17 protein-coding genes are annotated in these 18,936 nt (G+C 72.1%); 11 read left to right on the forward strand and 6 right to left on the reverse strand.

All coding sequences use genetic code 11. From position 1 onward, the window contains the following. The first annotated feature begins 123 nt into the window (after window positions 1–123). From Phou_RS08830 to Phou_RS08850, 5 genes are all read left to right on the forward strand, one after another. Window positions 124–978, forward strand: a complete 855-nt coding sequence (locus Phou_RS08830) for a Pecanex-like protein 1 (protein ID WP_308784429.1) — start codon at window positions 124–126, stop codon at window positions 976–978. 109 nt (window positions 979–1,087) lie between these two features. Next, entirely contained in the window at window positions 1,088–1,849 is a 762-nt protein-coding gene (locus Phou_RS08835; RefSeq protein ID WP_173055194.1) for a YcnI family protein, read from the forward strand. 71 nt (window positions 1,850–1,920) lie between these two features. Continuing rightward, entirely contained in the window at window positions 1,921–3,129 is a 1,209-nt protein-coding gene (locus Phou_RS08840; RefSeq protein ID WP_173055196.1) for an acyltransferase family protein, read from the forward strand. A gap of 13 nt (window positions 3,130–3,142) precedes the next feature. Next, window positions 3,143–4,213, forward strand: coding sequence for an ATP-dependent DNA ligase (locus Phou_RS08845; protein ID WP_173055198.1), 1,071 nt, complete (start codon window positions 3,143–3,145; stop codon window positions 4,211–4,213). Between the two features lie 4 nt (window positions 4,214–4,217). Beyond that, entirely contained in the window at window positions 4,218–5,780 is a 1,563-nt protein-coding gene (locus Phou_RS08850; protein ID WP_173055200.1) for an alpha/beta hydrolase, read from the forward strand. Here Phou_RS08850 and Phou_RS08855 read toward each other — a convergent pair. After that, window positions 5,734–6,168 (reverse strand): potassium channel family protein, encoded by a 435-nt coding sequence (locus Phou_RS08855; RefSeq protein ID WP_173055202.1) that lies wholly within the window; start codon window positions 6,166–6,168, stop codon window positions 5,734–5,736. The two genes, Phou_RS08850 and Phou_RS08855, sit on opposite strands and share 47 nt — an antisense overlap. 78 nt (window positions 6,169–6,246) lie before the next feature. Between Phou_RS08855 and Phou_RS08860 the strand changes: the two genes are divergently transcribed. Next, window positions 6,247–6,696 carry a GNAT family N-acetyltransferase gene (locus Phou_RS08860; protein ID WP_173055204.1) on the forward strand — a complete coding sequence of 150 codons (450 nt, stop codon included), beginning with the start codon at window positions 6,247–6,249 and terminating at the stop codon, window positions 6,694–6,696. Between the two features lie 135 nt (window positions 6,697–6,831). On the opposite strand, the gene Phou_RS08865 is transcribed toward Phou_RS08860, so the two are convergent. Continuing rightward, entirely contained in the window at window positions 6,832–7,383 is a 552-nt protein-coding gene (locus Phou_RS08865) for a CGNR zinc finger domain-containing protein (RefSeq protein WP_246273425.1), read from the reverse strand. 94 nt (window positions 7,384–7,477) lie between these two features. On the opposite strand from Phou_RS08865, the gene Phou_RS08870 reads away from it, so the two are divergent. Then, window positions 7,478–7,666: a hypothetical protein gene (locus tag Phou_RS08870; protein ID WP_173055206.1), complete on the forward strand. Its 189-nt coding sequence runs from the start codon at window positions 7,478–7,480 to the stop codon at window positions 7,664–7,666. Between the two features lie 204 nt (window positions 7,667–7,870). Here Phou_RS08870 and ligD read toward each other — a convergent pair whose 3' ends face one another. Next, window positions 7,871–8,902, reverse strand: coding sequence for a non-homologous end-joining DNA ligase (ligD, locus tag Phou_RS08875; protein ID WP_173055208.1), 1,032 nt, complete (start codon window positions 8,900–8,902; stop codon window positions 7,871–7,873). A 27-nt stretch (window positions 8,903–8,929) separates the two neighbouring features. After that, on the reverse strand, window positions 8,930–9,391 hold the full coding sequence (locus Phou_RS08880) for a hypothetical protein (protein WP_246273430.1): 462 nt from the start codon (window positions 9,389–9,391) through the stop codon (window positions 8,930–8,932). A 78-nt stretch (window positions 9,392–9,469) separates the two neighbouring features. On the opposite strand from Phou_RS08880, the gene msrB reads away from it, so the two are divergent. From msrB to Phou_RS08900, 4 genes are all read left to right on the forward strand, one after another. Next, entirely contained in the window at window positions 9,470–9,886 is a 417-nt protein-coding gene (gene msrB, locus Phou_RS08885) for a peptide-methionine (R)-S-oxide reductase MsrB (RefSeq protein WP_173055210.1), read from the forward strand. A 95-nt stretch (window positions 9,887–9,981) separates the two neighbouring features. Then, on the forward strand, window positions 9,982–11,661 hold the full coding sequence (locus tag Phou_RS08890; protein WP_173055212.1) for a right-handed parallel beta-helix repeat-containing protein: 1,680 nt from the start codon (window positions 9,982–9,984) through the stop codon (window positions 11,659–11,661). 86 nt (window positions 11,662–11,747) lie between these two features. Next, on the forward strand, window positions 11,748–13,022 hold the full coding sequence (locus Phou_RS08895) for a type VII secretion protein EccE (protein ID WP_173055214.1): 1,275 nt from the start codon (window positions 11,748–11,750) through the stop codon (window positions 13,020–13,022). Then, window positions 13,019–14,188, forward strand: a complete 1,170-nt coding sequence (locus Phou_RS08900) for a hypothetical protein (protein ID WP_173055216.1) — start codon at window positions 13,019–13,021, stop codon at window positions 14,186–14,188. Before Phou_RS08895 ends, Phou_RS08900 begins: the two co-directional genes overlap by 4 nt. Before the next feature lie 278 nt (window positions 14,189–14,466). Here Phou_RS08900 and Phou_RS08905 read toward each other — a convergent pair whose 3' ends face one another. Both Phou_RS08905 and eccCa read right to left on the reverse strand, forming a co-directional pair. Then, on the reverse strand, window positions 14,467–14,901 hold the full coding sequence (locus Phou_RS08905) for a VOC family protein (protein ID WP_173055218.1): 435 nt from the start codon (window positions 14,899–14,901) through the stop codon (window positions 14,467–14,469). A gap of 6 nt (window positions 14,902–14,907) precedes the next feature. Next, on the reverse strand, window positions 14,908–18,873 hold the full coding sequence (gene eccCa, locus Phou_RS08910; protein WP_173055220.1) for a type VII secretion protein EccCa: 3,966 nt from the start codon (window positions 18,871–18,873) through the stop codon (window positions 14,908–14,910). Between the last annotated feature and the right edge of the window lie 63 nt (window positions 18,874–18,936).

Here is an 18,936-nt window from a genome sequence, read left to right on the forward strand (position 1 = left end):
CCCCTCACGGGACGACGCCTGCCCACCGCGCCGCCCTCAAGGAGAAGGAGAAGGTATCCCCACATGTACAGGTCGGCACAACGGCGCAGATCGACCAGCGGGCGAAACAAGCGCATCATTGCCGTGCTTGCGACGCTTGTGGTGTTCGGCGGCATCATCACCGTGACTCAGGTCTCCAACGCGGGTGACCGGCGCAACCGTGGCGGGCGTGCCCCGGCGACCCAGTGTCGCCCCGCACCGGACGGCACCGCGCCGGCCGGCCAGGCGAACGTCACCGAGACTCGGCAGAACGGCCGCACGGTCCGCAACTACTGGGGTGACGGGCAGGCGTGCACGACGACGCCGGCGAGCCCCACGCCCAGCACGAACGCGTCCGGCGCTCCGAACCAGCCGGCGACCAGCGCGCCGTCGACCACGGCTCCGCAGCCGCCGCTGGAGTTCGGCCCGGACGAGTGCTCCGAGGGCAACAACCTGGAGATCCACGACGGCTTCCAGAACGGCAACCGCTGCGTGGACACCCAGATGGGCGAGGTCGCGAACGCCGACCAGAACCCCACCCTGCTGATCGTCAGCGCACCGCGCAGCGTCGCCGTCAACGAGCCGTTCACGATCCGGGTCAGCACCCGCAACCTCATCCGTGACCGGTTCCTGCCGGCCGGCCGGGGTGGCTACTACGTCGACATGTCGATCCTCAACGCCCAGAACCTGGTCCGCGGCCACTTCCACAGCGCGTGCCGCCAGCTCAACAGCACCCGCGTGGCACCCGACCCCGCGCCGGCCCCCGCGTTCTTCGTCGCCACCGAAGACAACGGCGGCAGCGCGCAGCCGGACGTCATCGAGATCCGCGTGCCGGGCCTGCCCAACCGGGGCACCTTCCAGTGCGCCTCCTGGGCCGGCGACGCCTCGCACCGCATCCCGATGATGCAGCGGGCCAACCAGGTCCCCGCCTTCGACGCGGTCCGGGTCACCGTCCGATAGCGACAGCGAGCCACATGTGACACCGAGGGGGCACGGGCCAGCCAGGCCGGTGCCCCCTTCGCTCCATAAGGGACAGTCGGGAAGAGCAACAAACGTAAGGAGCCGTCCAATGTTCCGCTACCGGCGTACGGCAGTCGTGGCGCTCGGCACCGCGGTCTTCGGTGCCCTCGCGATCGCGTCGCCCGCCTCGGCCGACGTTTCCGCGAACCCGTCGGAGGCCACGCGAGGTGACGGCGCCAAGGTGACGTTCCGGCTGACCGAGGACCGGCCCGGCGCGCACACCGCCAAGGTCCAGCTGATCGCACCGGTGGACAACCCGATCGGCGAGATCTACCCGATGTCCCAGGACGGCTGGGCGCCGGCGACCGAGACCCGCACGCTGGACAAGGCGGTCGCGGGCCTGCACGGCATGCCGGTCAACGAGACCACCGCGTCGATCACCTGGACCCGGGTCGACACCAAGCCCACGTCCACCACCCCGATCGAGCTCATCGTCTCCATGGGACCGATGCCGACGGAGGGCGACGCGCTCGCGTTCACGATCGTGCAGACGTACTCGGACGGCACCGTGGTCCGCTGGGCCGACCCGGCCGGCGGCGCTCACCCGGCCCCGGTCGTCAAGCTTGTGGGACAGGCGGCCCCGGGTGGCAGCGGCCACCACGGCGGCGGCCAGCAGCAGCAGGCGGCACCGCCCGCGGCCGTGGCACAGACGCCGGCCGACGGCGGTTCCTCGTACGGCATCCTCGCCGCCGGCCTGCTCGCCGGCCTCGGACTCGGCGCGCTCGGCGGCTGGCTGATCCTGCGCAGCCGCCGCAACACCACCCCGGCCGCGGCCGCCGAGACCGCCGAGCGGGAAAAGGTCAGCGTCTAGGTACGGGGCACCACGTGGGTTGAGCCCGGCGGTGGATCCCGCGGTTCGCGCCGCGGGCCTACCGTCGGGCCATGTTGGGCCTCACCCGCTCCGCCGCCCGGGGGTACAGCCTCCGGATCGCGCAGGCCACACCGGACACCCGGGACCGCGCGATCGACGGGTTGCGCGCCGCCGCCATCCTCGGCGTGGTCGGTGGGCATTGGCTGGTCACCGCGCTCACCGTGCGGTCCGACGGCAGTCTGCGGATCGACAGCCCGCTGCGGTACCTGGGCGGCTTCGCGCCGGCGAGCTGGCTGTTCGAGACACTGGGCCTCTTCTTCCTCGTCGGCGGGTTCGCCGCGGCGAAATCCTTGGAGCGGCACGGTCCCGACACCGGCGCGTGGGTGCGCCGCCGCATGGCCCGCCTCCTCACGCCCGTCCTCGCCGCCACGGTGGCCCTGGCCGCCGCGCTGCCCGCCGCGTCCCTCGCCGGCGTCGCGGGAGGGACGCTGCGCACGTGGACCGTCCTGTTCGTACAGCCGCTGTGGTTCATCGCGGTCTACGCGGCGGTCACGGCGCTCACCCCGTTCGCGATGCGGCTGGACGACCGCCTGGGTGCCTGGGCCGCGCTTCCCTTCCTCGCCGCGGTGGCCGCCGTCGACCTGATCCGGTACGGGCCGTGGGCGGCTGGAGCGCCCGGCTGGGTGGGATTCCTGACTGTGCTGCCGGCGTGGCTGTTCATGTACCAGCTCGGTGTGGCCTGGGCCCGCGGCCGGTTGGGCCGGCGGGCGGCGGCGTGGCTGGTGGCCGGCGGCGCCGCCCTCTTCGCCGTGCTCGTCGGAGCGCTCGACTACCCCGCCAGCATGGTCGGCGTGCCCGGCGCGGCACGCTCGAACTCCAGCCCGCCGTCGCTGCTCGTGCCCGCGCTCGCCGCCGTGCAGGCGGGCGCCGCGCTGCTGGTCCGCGACCGGCTGGACGGGCTGCTGCGGCGGCGGCCGGCGCTGTGGGCGGCGGTGGCGACCGTCAACCTGTACGCGCTTGCCATTTTCTGCTGGCACCTGACCGCCGTCGTGCTGATGTCGCTCGGCGCTCAACAGCTCGGTGGCGTCGCCGGCCTCACCACGCGGCCGGACACCGCCACCTGGGTCGGCGCGCGGCTCGTGTGGCTGCCGCTGCTGGGGCTCGTGCTGGTCGGCCTCGTGGCGCTCGCCGGGCGGCTGGAGCGGCTCACGTCGGCGCACCGCGTGCTCGCCGGAGTGGCCGCGGCGGGCTTCACGGCCTATGCGCTGGCGGTCTACTGAATATGGTGGTCTCGTGGATCTCCCGATCAACCCGCCGGTCGAGCCGATGCTCGCCAAGAGCGTTGCCGAGCTGCCGACCGCCGAGGGTATGACGTACGAGCCGAAGTGGGACGGCTTCCGCTGCATCATCTTCCGCGACGGCGACGAGGTGGAGCTGGCCAGCCGCGGCGGAAAGACGCTCACGCGGTACTTCCCGGAGGTCGTCGCGCAGGCCCGCGCGCAGCTGCCGCCCCGCTCGGTGGTCGACGGCGAGGTGATCGTCATCCGGCGCGGCGGCGAGGGCGGGCCGCGGCTCGACTTCGAGCTGCTCGGGCAGCGCATCCACCCGGCCGCGTCCCGCGTGGCGATGCTGGCCGAGAAGACGCCCGCCTCGTTCGTCGCGTTCGACCTGCTGGCGCTCGACGACCGCGCGCTGGTCGATCGGCCGTACGCGGAACGCCGTAGCACCCTCGAAGCCGCCTTGAAGGACGTTGTCGCACCGGTCCATCTCACGCCGACCACGGCGGACGTCGCGACCGCGCGGCGGTGGTTCGAGGTGTTCGAGGGCGCGGGGCTCGACGGTGTGATCGCCAAGCCGGCCGACGTGCCCTACGAGCCGGGCAAGCGGCTCATGTACAAGGTCAAGCACGCGCGCACCGCGGACGTGGTGGTGGCCGGCTTCCGGTGGCACAAGTCCGGGCCGGTGGTGGGCTCACTGCTGCTCGGGCTCTACGACGGCGGTCTCCTGCACCATGTCGGCGTATCGGCGTCGTTTCCGATGGCCCGCCGCGCGGAGCTTCTGGAGGAGCTGGCGCCGTACCGGGACGCGCCTTCGCACCCGTGGCTCGAGCCGAGCGAGGCGCAGCGCGTGCCGGGCGCGGTGAGCCGGTGGACCGGCGGGCGCAACCTCGACTGGGAGCCGTTGCGGCCGGAGCTGGTGGTCGAGGTGGCGTACGAGGCGATGGAGGGCGACCGCTTCCGCCACACCGCCCACTTCCAGCGGTGGCGGCCGGACCGGGAGCCGGAGTCGTGCACGTACGAGCAACTCGAGCGGCCCGTGCGCTTCGACGTAGACGAGGTGCTTGGCGGCGGGCGGGTAGCCTAGCCGGGTGGCTCGCACCCAACGCCGGGTTTTGACCGGTCTTGTCGCAGGTGCCCTCCTGGCCGCCGGCTGCGCGCTCCCGGTGTACGCCCCGAACACCGAGGGCGCCGGCGAGCGGGACCCGTCGCCACCCGGTCCCGCCGCCTCGGGCGACGCCGCGACCTGGCGGCCCTGCCCGGACGTGCCGGAGGACCTCGTGGGCCGCACCGCGCCCGGAATGCGGTACGAGTGCGCGAGCATCGCCGTCCCGCAGGACTGGGCCAACCCCGGCGGCAGCGGCACGTTCGAGATCGCGCTGATACGCGCCCGCTCCACCCAGCAGGGCGACCGGATCGGCTCGCTGTTGGTCAACCCGGGCGGTCCGGGCGCCTCGGGCATCGACACGGCGGTGTACCTGTCGTTCGGCGCCGCTTTCGGCGGGCTGCCCGAGGAGATCACCGACCGCTTCGACATCGTGGGCTTCGACCCGCGCGGCGTCTCCCGCTCGTCGCCGGTCGAGTGCATCTCCGACGCCGACCTCGACGCGACCTTCGGCTCCGATCCGGACCCGGACACGCAGGCCGAGTTCGACGAGGTCGTGGCCATCAACAAGCGGGTCGGCGACGGGTGCGGCGCCAAGTACGGCGACCGGCTCACGCTCTTCTCCACCGAGCAGGCGGCCCGCGACATGGACGCGGTGCGCGCGGCGGTGGGCGACGAAAAGCTGACCTACCTGGGGTACTCGTACGGCACGCTGCTCGGCGCCACGTACGCCCAGCTGTTCCCCAACAAGATCCGCGCGCTCGTGCTCGACGGTGCGGTCGACCCCGGGCAGGACATCGTCGCCGGCTCCGAGAGCCAGGCGAAGGGCTTCGAGCGGGCGTTCACCAACTTTTCGAACTGGTGCGCGCAGACCAGCGGCCGCTGCCCGATCGGGCCGGACGCCCGCGGGGCGGTCACGGACGCATTGGAAAAGGCGAGGGTCTCGCCGGTACGCGGCAGCGACGGCCGCGAGGCGACGGCGGGCTGGGTCTTCTACGCGGTCATCTCGTCGCTCTACACCGAGCAGGGCTGGCAGGAGCTGGCCACCGCGATCGACGACCTGCAGGGCGGCGACCCGGCGGCGGTCTTCGAGCTGGCCGACGAGTACGCCACGCGGGACGGCAACGGCCACTACTCGAACCTCTTCGACGCCAACCTCGCGGTCAACTGCGCCGACTCGACGGTCAAGCCGACGCTCGCGCAGATCCGCTCGTACCAGTCGCAGTGGCGGGCCAAGTACCCGCTCTTCGGCGCGCCGCTCGCGGTGGGCATGCTGCCGTGCGCGTACTGGCCGGGTGAGCGTGACCCCTACCCCACCGGCGAGGCGAAGGGTGCGCCGCCGATCCTGGTCGTGGGCACGACGGGCGACCCGGCGACGCCGTACGAGCAGACCGCCGAGCTCGCCGGCATGCTGGGTGTGGGTGTGGTGCTGACGTGGGAGGGCGAGGGGCACACGGCGTACCCGCAGACCGAGTGCGTGACGCAGGCGGTCGACCGGTACCTCATCGATCTGGAGGCGCCCCCGGCGGGGAAGCGCTGCCCTGGGTGAGCTGTTCGAGCATCGCCCGTACCGCGCGGAGGTTCTGCTTGAGCTCCTCCTGCTCCTCGTGCCGGAACGCGTCCGTGTCGACGATGAGCTTGCTGGCGAAATGCGCGGTGATCAGCGGAATGACCAGCAGCACCATCGTGGAGATCAGCAGGCCGGCCAGCACGCGGCCGGCCCAGGTCGTGGGGTACGTGTCGCCGTAGCCCACGGTGGATGCCGTCACGACCGCCCACCACAGCGAGTCACCGACACCCTTGTTTTCGGTGGCGCTGTAGAGGGCGCCGCTGACGACGATGAGGCCGAGATAGGCGAGCATGAGCGTACGCGGCGAGTTGGCCAGCCACACCAGAGCGCGGTAGAGCTGGCGAAACGGCCGCAGCAGCAGCTTCATGGCGCATCATGATGCCGCCTCACGATCACTGCGAACCATCGTCGGTTCGGCTCAGGGTCAGGCCGTAGGGTGGTTCGCGTGGGTGATCTTGTCTTCCGTACCGCCGCCCGGGCCGACCTGCCCGCGATCCTGGCCATGCTGACCGACGACTCGCTGGGCGCCACCCGGGAGTCGGCGGACGACCCGGGCTACGCGGCGGCGTTCGACCAGATCGAGGCGGACCCGCGCAACACGCTGATCGTCGCCGACCGGGATGGCGACGTGGTGGGCACGATGCAGCTGACGTACATCCCGGGGCTCAGCCGTCGCGGCGCCGAACGGCTGCAGATCGAGGCCGTGCGCGTCCGCGCCGACCAGCGCGGCCGCGGCCTGGGGCGGCAAATGATCGAGTGGGCGGTCGACCAGGCGCGGGCCCGCGGGTGCCGGCTGGTCCAGCTGACGACCGACAAGCGCCGGCTGGATGCGCACCGCTTTTATGGATCGCTCGGCTTTACGGCGTCGCACGAGGGGATGAAGCTGGCGCTGTAGGGCGGTTTGGTTCTGCTCGGACCGGCCTTGCGCTGAGTCCGCACATACGCTTGGACCGCACTCCCGCTCAGACCGCACCACGCCCAGGCGGCGCGGTGACGGGCGGCCTCACCGTGGGCGTGCCCGAGCCCGTCATCAGGCCCGAGCGCTGCCGACCACCCGTCGCTGGCGGTAGGCGCGGGTCTTGTTGCGATTACCGCAGGAAGCGCCGCACCAGCACTTCGACGAGTTCTTCGACCGGTCGTAATACGCCCACCGGCACGTGTCCTCGCGACAGATCTTGAGGCGCGTCCAGGTGCCGTCGCGCTCGGCTAGCACCATCGCGGCCACGATCTCGGCGAGCAGACCCGGCACGCCGCTCGCGGTGGGTGCCAGCCCCGCCCCGCCCGCGGTGAAGCGGGCCCGCAGCGGCAGCCCCGCGGCGAGCTCGTCGAGCTCGGCCCGCGAGTCCTGGCCTCCCGCCACGGGAGCCTCGGTGTCGTGCGCGGCGAGCTCGACGCGGAGCGCGGACCGCAGCTGCCAGGCGAGGTCGAGGTCGGCCTGGGCGACCGGCTCGTCGCGTCCCTGTGCGGACAGCCACTGCCGGAAGCGCTCGACAGAGGTCAGCTCGTCGGTGCCCTCCTCGACGTCGACGGTGTTGGCGAATGCCTCCACCAACGCCAGCTGCTCCGGAACCCCGTCCGCCACGACACCTCCAAACCGCCTTGACTAGTAACCATCATCCTACTACCGTCAAGACGACACCATCAAAGATACTTCACTAGTGTCGGGGAGGACACCCATGCACCCGCTGATCGCTTCAATGTGGATCAAGGCATATGACCAGGAGCTGCGGGACGAGGCGCGACATGCGCGCCGGGCCGCCGCGGTCGCGCGCGGTGGCTCGCTCCGCGCCCGCGCCGGTCACGGCCTCATCCGGCTGGGCCAGCGCGTGGGAGGCGAGTCCGTGCGCCAGCCACGCCCGGCATAGCCGACGCCCCAGCCACACCCGGGCGTGACCGACCGCCAGCCACACCCGGTATGAACGACGCGCCACCAATGTCAGGCACGACCGACGCGCCAACCACGCCGGGCACGACCGACGAGACACCGGGCACGACCGACGAGCCAGCCGCGGGCGGACACGGGGGCCGCCCGAGGGACCAGAGACAGGGCCGTCACGCGGACGGCGCCGCTACTCGCTCTCCCAGTTCGCCGCGTTCTTGCGGCTGGGCTGCACGCGGGGCGGCTCGCCCGGCATCTTCGGGTGGTCTGGCGGATATGGCATCTCGCCCTGGCCGTCGCGTTCGTCGCGGGCCGACCACTCCAGCAGCGGCGAGATGTCAAAGGCCTCGTCGTCGATCGCCGCGTGCGGGTCGCCGATCTTCGCGAAGCGTTCGGGCACGGTCCGGATGTCGAAGTCGTCCGGTTCGACCTCGAGCAGCTCGTCCCAGGTGACCGGCGTGGAGACGGTGGCCCGGCCGTTGGCGCGCAGGGAGTAGGCGCAGGCGATCGTGCGGTCGCGGGCCATCTGGTTGAAGTCGACGAAGACGCGTTCGCCCCGCTCCTCCTTCCACCACGACGTGGTGACGAGGTCGGGGCGACGACGTTCGACCTCGCGGGCCAGCGCGATCACGGCCCGGCGCACGCCGACGAAGTCCCACTCCTGGCGGATCCGCACATAGACGTGCACGCCCCGGCCTCCCGAGGTCTTGGGAAAGCCGGTGATGCCGAGCTCTTCGAGCACCTCGCGGAGCACGCCGGCGGCCTTGACCGCGTGGCCGAAGTCGGTGCCCGGGGAGGGGTCCAGGTCGATGCGCAGCTCGTCCGGGTGATCGGGGTCGTCCTTGCGCACCGGCCACGGGTGAAAGACCACGGTGCCGAGCTGGGCCGCCCACGCCACGTGCGCGAGGTCGGCCGGGCACAGCTCGTCGGCCGGCCGCCCGCTCGGAAAGGTGATGCGCGCGGTCTGCACCCACGGCGGCACCCCGCGGGTGGGGATCCGCTTCTGGTAAAACATTTCCCCTTCGATGCCCTCGGGAAAGCGCTGCAGGGTCGTGGGCCGGTCGCGCAGGGCGCGCACGATGCCGTCGCCGACCGCGAGGTAGTACGAAAACAGGTCGTGCTTTGTGTAGCCGCGCTGCGGAAAGTAGACCTTGTCAGGACTGCTCAGTCGCACCTTGTGGCCGGCGACCTCGACCTCGACGGCGCTCGCCTTCGGACTCATGTCGCGACCATACTGCTTTTGAGCAGGTCAGCTGTGCACGCTCCAGTCGCGATGGGTCTCCCACAGGTGCACGAGCATGAAGAGGCGGCGCTCGAAAAAGGGATCCCGGGCCAGCCAGAGCCCGTCGTAGGGCGCGGGGAGCCGCAGCGTCTCGCCCGAGTCGAGGTAGACGGCGACCACCGTGCGGCGGTGGCGGCGCTCCGGCCGGATGTCCACGACCTGCCGCCACGAGGCGACACCCGCCAGCGCCGGCATCGTGCGGCGGATGCCGTAGTCGTCGATCTCGGTCGCGCACCGGCGCCCGGCGGCGACGCCGGCGAGCCCGACCGCGAGCGGGGGCACGACGAGGATCGCGACGCGGAGTTGGGGCGGCGTGACAAAGGAGACAGCGAGGACGACAAACGCACAGACCACGCCGGCGGTCAGTCCCTGCCCGATCGCCTGGCGCCAGGTCGGCCGAAAGCTGACCAGCGCACACCCGTCCCCCACGCCTGATCAACGACACCGTCAGCGGTTGGTAATCAACGGGCGAGGCGGGTCACCCTCGCGCGGTCGTACCGTGGGGGCATGGCTGCTGACGAAATGACCGTGCCCACCACCGACGACGAGTGGCGTGTGCGCCTTTCGCCCGACGAGTACCGCGTGCTCCGCCAGGCCGGCACCGAGGCGCCCTGGACCGGGGAGTACGTGGACACCAAGACCAAGGGCGTCTACCGCTGCCGCGCGTGCGGGGCGGAACTCTTCTCCAGCGACACCAAGTTCGACTCGCACTGCGGGTGGCCGTCGTTCTTCACGCCGCTGGCCGAAGACCGCGTGCGCTACATCGTCGACAGCTCGCTCGGCATGGTGCGCACCGAGGTGCGGTGTGCGCGCTGCGACTCGCACCTCGGCCACGTCTTCGAGGGCGAGGGCTACGCGACACCGACCGACCAGCGCTTCTGCATCAACAGCATTTCCCTGACGCTGGAGCCGGCCGACTCGTAAATACACGGCGTAAAGGCGGGCGGGGCTGAGCCTCGCCTTCAGCGGACGGCGCGCAGTCGCTACGATCCCCAACCAAGGTGTACGGGGAGGACAGCATGGCGCGCATACTGACGGTTTCCTCGCAACGCGCAGGGGCATATCCGACAATTCAGGATGCGCTCGAGGTTGCCGCTGATGGTGCGGTCATCTCCGTCGAGCCGGGGACGTACACCGAGGCGATCCGCATCATGGGCCGCCGCCTCACCATCAACGCCGCCAAGGACCCCGGCTCCGTCACGATCGACGCCAGTGAGGCGGGCGGCCCGGCCGTCGCCGCCGCCCGCGCCGACGTCACGCTCGAAGGCCTGGTGCTCAAGGCCGCCGACTACCCGGCGGTGACCGCGTCCAACACCCGCCTCACCGTCACCAAGTGCGAGGCGAGCGCCGGATACGCCGCGGGCATCTCCGTCACGGACGGCGGGCAGGTGACCGCCACCGACGTCAAGGTGACCGGCGGGCAGTACGGGTTCGTCATCGAGGACTCGGGCGGCGTCATCGACAAGTGTGAGGTCCGCGGCATCTCGGACGACGGCATCATCGTGCGGCTCGGCGCCAACCCCACGATCCGCAACTCGACGATCGCCGGCTGCGGCTACCGCGGCATCTACGTGTACCAGGCCGGTCGCCCCACGATCGAGCGGTGCGACATCTCCGGCACCGGTGACGCCGGCATCTCCGTCGCGCACCAGAGCTCACCCACGATCACCGACAGCTGGGTGCACGACACGTCGGGCGTGGGGATCGCGTTCGGGCGCGGCTGCGGCGGGCTTGTCGAGGGCACGCGCGTCGAGGGCACCGCCGCGCCCGGCATCGACGTCGAAGAGGGCGCGACGCCGACAATCCGGGTGGCCGACGACACCGCGGGCACGTTCAAGGTCGGCGCGACCGCGACCGAGGGCCTCGCCCAGCAGGACACCGTCAAGGTGGAAAAGCTGCTCGCCGAGCTCGACTCGATGATCGGCCTCGGCGGCGTCAAGGCGGAGGTCCGCGCGCTCATCGACGAGATCCAGGTCAACGAGTGGCGGCGCAGCGCGGGCCTCGCGGTCGGCGGCGCCAGCAACCACCTCGTCTTCACCGGCGCGCCCGGCACCGGCAAGACCACCGTCGCACGCATCTACGGCCAGCTGCTCAAGGCGCTCGGCGTCCTTCCCGGCGGCGACTTCAAGGAAGTGTCCCGCCGCGACCTCGTCGGCCAGTACATCGGTCACACCGCCGAGAAGACCACCGTCGCGTTCGAGTCGGCGCTCGGCGGCGTGCTCTTCATCGACGAGGCGTACACGCTCTCCCGCTCCGCCGGCACCAGCGCCGACTTCGGCCAGGAGGCCATCGACACGCTGGTGAAGCTGATGGAGGACCACCGCGACCAGGTGGCCGTCATCGTCGCGGGGTACACGGACGACATGGCCAACTTCCTGGACGCCAACGCCGGTCTGGCCTCGCGATTCGCCAAGACGCTGGAGTTCGAAAACTACTCGCCCGACGAGCTGGTGCTGATCGTGCGGCGGATCGCGCGCAACGACGACTACCTGCTGGGCGCGGGGTTGGACGAGGCGCTGCTGGAGTGGTTCGGGCAGATCGAGCGCGACCAGAACTTCGGCAACGCGCGTGAGGCGCGCAAGCTCCTCGAAGGAATGCGCAAGGTGCAGTCCGGCCGGCTGCGCGCGCTCGGGCGCATGCCGAGCCGTGACGACCTGCGCACCCTCGTGCTCGACGACTTGCTGGGAGCGACGCGCTGAACATCGGTTTCTATGATGGTGAGGTGCACGGCTGAGAAAGCGCCGCCCCGCGTGGGCGGCGAGCGAGGACGGGGGTAGTTGACGGCATGACGGTGTCGCCGCAGACCGTGTCGCCACACCAGGTTCGCGCCGTCGCGCGGGTCGCCTCCGAGTCGCCTGACTCGTCGGGGCCGGCGATCCTCATCCCCCGTCGCCGACCCGGCCACCTCGGCCCGGTGCACATCACCCAGCTGCTGCTCGCCGAGGTGGTGGTGGTCGGCGTCCTGGCCAGCATCACCAGCGAGATCATCGCGCTGATCGCGGGCGCGGCCATCGCCGGCATCCTGCTGCTGCTCGTCACGCTCGGCCGGCGCAACGGCCGGTGGTGGCTTGAGCGGCGCGTGATGACGCGCAACTACAAGCGGCGGCGGCTGAGCTCGACGGCCACGCCTTTCGGTGACGATGCCCGCCTCGGCGCCCTGCGCCGCCTCGCGCCCGACCTCGTGGTGGAAAACGTGTCGGTGGCCGACGGCTCGCACGTGGGCGTGGCCCGCGACGACGCCGGGTGGTACGCGGTGGCCGCCGTCACCTCCAGCGCCCCGATGCGCGACGACCCCGGCCCGATCCCGCTGGAGGCGCTGGCCGCCGCGCTCGCCGAGGCCGACCAGCCCGGGGCGGTGCTGCAGGTGGTCACGCAGACCGTGCCCGCGCCCAGCCTGGAGATGCACCCGTCGTCGGCGGCCGGCCAGTCTTACCGGCAGCTGCTGGCCCGCTTCGGCGCGGTGCCGGTGCCGGCCGACCGGAGCACGTGGATCGCGGTGCGGCTCGACGCCCGTACCCTCGCGGAGGCCGTCGCGGACGGTGAGGCCGACCTCGAGACCGCGCCCGCGGTCGTGGCCGCCCTGGTCCGCCGCGTGGCCAAGTCACTGCGGCGGGTGGGCGTGAGCCACCGCCTCCTCGACGCCGACGAGCTGCTGGAGGTGCTGCTGCGCTCGTGCGACCTGGCGCCGACCACGGCGAGCGCCGAGCCGGTGCAGCCACGCGAAGACTGGTCCGAGTGGCACTCGTCCCGCCTCGTCCACCGGTCGTACTGGATTCGTGGCTGGCCCCCGGTCGACCAGGCCACCGCGCTGCTCGACCTGCTCACGACCATGCCGGCCTCGATGACCAGCCTCTCGCTGACCATGGCGCCCGACGACGACAAGCGGCTGATGGACCTTCGCGGCCTCGTCCGCGTGGCCGCCCCCGCCGACCAGGTCGCGCAGGTCAGCCAGGCCATCCGGCGCGGGGCGGAGCAGGCCAAGGCCGACCTCTTCCCACTCGACGGCGAGCAGGGCCCCGCGGTGTACGCGTCGGCCCCGACCGGAGGTGGCGCGCGATGACCCAACCCAGGCCGTACGAGGACGAGCAGGCCCAGCAGCAGCCGCCCGGCCAGGGCTCCGTTGGCCGCGCCGCCGTCGGTCCCCCACCCGCCGTCGCCCGCCCGGCCGTGCCCACGCAGTACGGCGGCCCGGCGTACGCGCAGCAGCAGGCCGCACCGGCCCCTCCGCCGCGGACGACCGTGCCGCCACCGCCCGCGGTGCCGCAGGTGCCGGTCGCCAACCCGCCGACCGGCGGCATGGTGATCGGCCGCGACCCGACGCTCTCCGCACCCGTGGTGCAGGTCCCGCCCCCGTCCACGGCCGGCCCGCAGAGCACCACCGTCGCCCGCCAGGCCGCCGCGGCGGCCACCGCCGCACAGGCCGCCTCCGCCACCTCCACACACGCCGCCGCCCGCGCGATACCCGACGCGAGCCAGGAGAGCCCGCCCGGCACCGTGTACGACAGCCGCCGCCCGCCGAACGGCGGCGGCCGCGTCCCGCTGCTGGGCAAGCTGGCGCGGCTGCGGATCGGTTCGCACACGATCTCCCGCCCGGCCCTCGCCAAGCTGCGCCTGTCCGTGCCGGGCACCGGCCTGATCCTGGGCGCCGACCGCCAGCAGCGCCCGGTGTCCGTCCGGTTCTTCCGGCCCGAGCCGACCCGGGTCGCCCTGGTCGGCGGCGCGTGGGCGGGCATGCTCGTCGCGTTCCGCGCGCTGGCGCTGGGCGCGCGCGTCGCGGTCATCACCGCCGACCCGCGCACCTGGCACGGCTTCGGCGAGCGCGCCACCGGCCGCGGCGACCGCGTGGCCGTCTTTCCCACCGAGCAGCCGCTCGCCCTCGCCGCCACCGCGCAGCAGCCCGTGCTGCTCCTCTACGACCTCGGCCTCGTCGGGCCGAACGCGCCGCAGCAGCTCGGCCCCTGGCAGACCCAGATGACCGTGCTGCGCCAGCTCGACCAGACCGGCGTGCCGTCCATTCAGGACTGCAACCTCGTGATGCTGCAGCGCCTGGGCAGCGCCGAGGCCGCCCTCGTCGGCGGCGCGCTGCGCCTGCCCGCGCCGAGCACCCAGTTTCTGCAGGTGATGGCCGACGACATGATCGCCCTGGTGGGCGACGGCAGCGACCGCTACATCTGGTTTTCCCAGACCGACGTCGAGCGCCAGTACGCGGGCGCCCCACGCCGCTGACCTTTACAGAAGCCGATATGCCCCGGTCCGCGCCACCCGCGGACCGCATGCTCCCGCGGGCACCGCTCCGGTCGGCGGCGAGCTTGGCGCTCGCCGAGATCCCCGACCTCCACTGCCAGGTCCGCCGCCCAAGCCCAAGCCCGGGTTCTGGCTCTCGGGGTGAGCTGGGCGACCGCGGAGGGTGAGGCCGCGGGAGCAACGGTCCGGACCACGGCGGACATCGCGGTAGCTCGCAGCTGCTTGGTTTGGATCTTTGGGAGGCCGCCACCCGACGGTCGCTAGTTGACGCAGAACTCGTTGCCTTCCGGGTCCTGCATGACCAGCCAGAAGCCTTCCGCGCTGTCCACCCGGCGGTGGATCGACCCGCCGGCGGCGGTGAGCTGCTCCCCCACGGCCTCGATGCGCGCGCGCCGCTCGGCGTCGGGGAAGGGGCCGCCGGCCTTCACGTCGAGGTGCACGCGGTTTTTCGTGGTCTTGGGCTCGGGGACGCGCAGGAAGAAGATGTCCGGGCGCCGGCCCTCCTTGTCCACGATGGTGCGGCCGGAGTTGCGCTGGTCCTCGGGGATCTGGTTGGCGTCCGCCCACTCTTCCCAGGTGGCGAAGCCGTCCGGCGGACCGTGCGGAAAGTCGTAGCCGGGCAGCGCGACCATCCAGAACCGCGCCAGCCGGTCCGGATCGGCGCAGTCGAAGACGATGTGGATGTCGGGGGTCACGCGGCGTCAGGTGGTGGGTGGGGTCCAGGCGAGCTGGATCAGGCGGGCGCCGTGTCGGCGGGTGAACAGCCACGCGCGGCCGGGCGGGAGGATCTGGGGCTTCATGTTGCCGAAGAGCGCGCCCTCCTCGCGCGGCCCGGACATCATGATGCCGGGCGAGGCGAGCTCGCGGATCCGGGCGATCATCGGATCGAACATGGCGCGGTTGGCGCCGCCGATACGGCGGGTGAGCACCACGTGCAGCCCGATGTCGCGGGCCTGCGGAAGAAACTCCAGCAGCGGGGTCAGCGGGTTGGCCGTCGAGCTGGCGACGAGGTCGTAGTCGTCGATGAGCAGGTACAGCTCGGGGCCCTTCCACCAGCTCCGGCTGCGCAGCTGCTCAGGCGTCACGTCGGGGCCGGGCAGGCGCTCGCGCATGACGGTGGCCACCTGCTTGACCAGGTCGGTGGTGGTCTGCTGGGACGTGCCGTACCCGATCAGGTGCTGGCTGTCGACGGTACCCAGCAGGCTGCGGCGGAAGTCGACGAGCATCAGGCGGGCCTGGCTCGGGTCGTAGCTGGCGGTGACCATCTTGGCCAGGCTGCGCAGGAACGAGCTCTTGCCGCTCTCGATGTCGCCGAAGAGGATCACGTGCGGCTCGGCGTCGAAGTCGAGATGGACCGGCTGGAGGTCGGACTCCGCGATGCCGATCGGCAGGCGGCCGCCGGACGGCATGGGCAGCGAGACGAAGGGCAGCTCGGCCGGGAGCAGGCGCACCGCCGGAGCGGGCGGGGCGGTCCAGTAGTCCTGGGAGAGCTTGACGAACTCGGCGACCGCGTCGGCCAGGTCGTCGACGCGCATCTCGCCGTCGATGCGGGGCAGGCCGGTGAGGAAGTGGAAGCCGTCCGGCGTAAGGCCTCGGCCGGGAGCGCCCTCCGGCACGTTGACCGCGGCGCGCCGGTTGATCGCGGAGTCGCTGGGGTCGCCGAGGCGCAGCTCCAGCTTGGTGCCGAACATGTCCCGCGCGACCGCCCGCACGTCCATCCACCGGTTGGCGGCGGCGAGGATGTGGATGCCGTGACCGAGGCCGCGGCTGGCCAGCTCGTTGACCATCGGCTCAAGGTCTTCGAACTCGGCGCGGATCGTGCTCCAGCCGTCGATGACCAGGAAGACGTCGCCGAACGAGTCTTCGGCGAACCTTCCCTGGCGCTTGGCCCGCCGGTACGCCGCGATGCCCTCCACGCCGTGCTGGGCGAACGTCGCCTCGCGCAGCTGCATGAGGCCGTGCATCTCGGCGATCGTGCGGCGCACCTTGTCGACCTCGCGACGCGTGGCCACGCCGCCGACGTGTGGCAGGCCGGAGAGCGCGGAGAGGGCGCCACCGCCGAAGTCGAGGCCGTAGAACTGCACCTCGCGCGGGGTGTGGCGGAGCGTGAGGCTGCCCACCAGGGTCCGCAGGAAGGTGCTCTTGCCGCTCTGCGGACCGCCGACCACCATGAGGTTGCCGCCCGCGCCGGACAGGTCGAGCCACATCGGCTCGCGCAGCTGCTCGAAGGGCTTGTCGATGATGCCGACGAGGCCGTGCAGCGCCCGCTCCGCGCTGAGCGCCTGGGTGGTGAGGCCCCGGTCCGGTGACTGCACGATCGGCGCGAGCATCTGGCCCAGCGTCGGCGGCTCGTCCAGCGGGGGCAGCCACACCTGGTGGGCCGGCGGGCCCTGGCCCTCCATGCGCTCGACGAGCACGTCGAGCAGTGTCTCGCCCACCGCGTTTTCCTCCGGCTCGATCGCCTCGGGCGTGGCCGGCTTGTCGTCGCGCGGCGGTGCGACGTAGAACGTGGTGAAGTCGCGCACCGGGTCGATCTGCCGGCCGCGCGAGGTGGGGCGGTAGCCGTCGCCGCGCACGATCCCCGACACGTACGCCGCGCGGAAGCGGATCAGGCCCTCGGTGCCGGTGCGCAGGTAGCCGTGGCCGGGTGCGCGGGGCAGCTCGTACGCGTCGGGCACGCCGAGCACCGCGCGGCTGTCCATGGAGGAGAACGTCCGCAGGCCGATGCGGTACGACAGGTGGGTCTCCAGCCCGCGCAGCCGCCCCTCCTCCAGCCGCTGCGAGGCGAGCAGCAGGTGGATGCCGAGCGACCGACCCAACCGTCCTATCTGGACGAACATGTCGATGAAGTCGGGCCGTGCGGTGAGCAGCTCGCTGAACTCGTCGACGATCACCAGCAGGCTGGGCAGCGGCGCGAGCGGCACCCCGGCCGCCCGGGCCCGCTCGTAGTCGCGCTGCGACGCGTAGTTGCCCGCCTTGCGCAGCAGCTCCTGCCGGCGGACGAGCTCACCCTGTATGGCGCCGAGCATGCGGTCCACAAGGGACAGCTCCTCGGACAGGTTGGTGATGACGGCGCTGGTGTGCGGCAGCCGGTCGAGCGCGGTGAACGTCGCGCCGCCCTTGAAGTCGACCAGCACGAAGTTGAGGATCTCGGAGCTGTGCGTGACCGCGAGCGCGAGCACCAGCGTGCGCAGCAGCTCGCTCTTGCCGGAACCGGTGGCGCCGACCAGCAGGCCGTGCGGGCCCATGCCGTCCTGCGCGGACTCCTTGAGGTCGAGCTCGATCGGGCGCCCGTCGGGGCCGACGCCGAGCGGCACGCGCAGGCGGTCGCGGTTGGGCCGGCTGGCCCAGGTGGCCGCGAGGTCGAAGTCGCGCGGGTTGCCGAGGTCGAGCAGCTCGGCGAGGCCGAGGTCGATGGTGGCGCCGGCGGCCTGGTCCGTGTACGACGTGGCGGACAGCCGCAGCGGCGACAGCTGCCGGGCGAGCACCTCGGACTGCGCCACGTCGAGCGAGTCCGCCTTGCCCACCTGGGTGGAGCCGTCCATCGTCGTACCGGTGATGGTGCCGTCCTCGCCGATGTCGAGCACCACCGACGTGTCGTCGAGCAGGCGTGGCGGCGGGTTGGACAGGTCGAGGATCGTGACGCCCGAGACGCCGCCGTCGGTCATCAGGTGGTCTGAGCCGGCCGTCGAGCCGCCGTCGATGACGACCACGACGTGCGGCCCGCCGGTGGCGTGAGGTGAGGCGGGGTCGAAGCGCGGCCGGTTGGCCAGCACGTCGTCGAGCATCGCCTCGAGCGAGGTGACCGACGGCGCGAAGAGCCGGATCGGGCCGATCGCGTCGACCTTTGCGGGGTGCTGCGCGTGCGGCAGCCACTTGGCCCACTCCCAGTGCGGCCGCTGCGTGTCCTGCGCGCAGACGCCGACGAGCAGGTCGTCGGGGGCGTGGAAGGTGGCCACCTGCGCGAGCGTCGCGCGCACGAGGTCACGCACCGTGCCCTCGGCACCGCGCAGGTAGACGTGCGAGAAGTCGCGCAGCGCGATGGCGACAGGGAGGTCGGGAACGATCGAGTACGTCGCGACGAACTTGCGCAACGCCATGGCGCACAAGGGCTCCAGCTCGTCGACCGGCCGCGTGGACGGCGGCACCAGCGGGGTGGCCACCTCCTGCGCCCCGAGGCCGATGCGCACGACGCTGAAGTCGGCGTCGGCCCGGCGCCGCTCCCACAGCCGCCCGCCGGTGGCGGAGGACCACAGCGCGTCCGGGTCGGGGTGCCGGTAGTAGATCGCCTCGCGCTGCTGGCGGATCGTGGCGCGGATCTGCGCGCGGAGCTGGGCGAGGCGGCGCATGTACTGCCGGCGGGCCTCAATCATTTCCTTTTTGCCCGGACCCGACTGATTCATCATCATCATCCCCATCATGCCGAGGATGGAGATGCCGAACATGCCACCGGCCACATACGTCAACGGGCCGCCGCCGCCCCGCTGCCCCGCCATCATCAGACCCATCGCGGCACCGCCGGCCGCCATGGGCAGGATCATGAGCATCCGGGTCCAGGCTTTGCCGGACGCCTGCGGCACCTCAGGGGGCGGATCGAGGACGACCTCGCCGCTCGGGAGCAGCGGCGCGGCGCGGCGTGGCGGCCGCTTCACGATCACGGATGTCACCGCTCGTCCTCCCCCGAAGTCGTCCGTCAATCCTATAGACAAGGGCCACAGCGCCAACATGCT

It is taken from the genome of Phytohabitans houttuyneae, assembly GCF_011764425.1.
GTDB classification, from domain to species: domain Bacteria; phylum Actinomycetota; class Actinomycetes; order Mycobacteriales; family Micromonosporaceae; genus Phytohabitans; species Phytohabitans houttuyneae.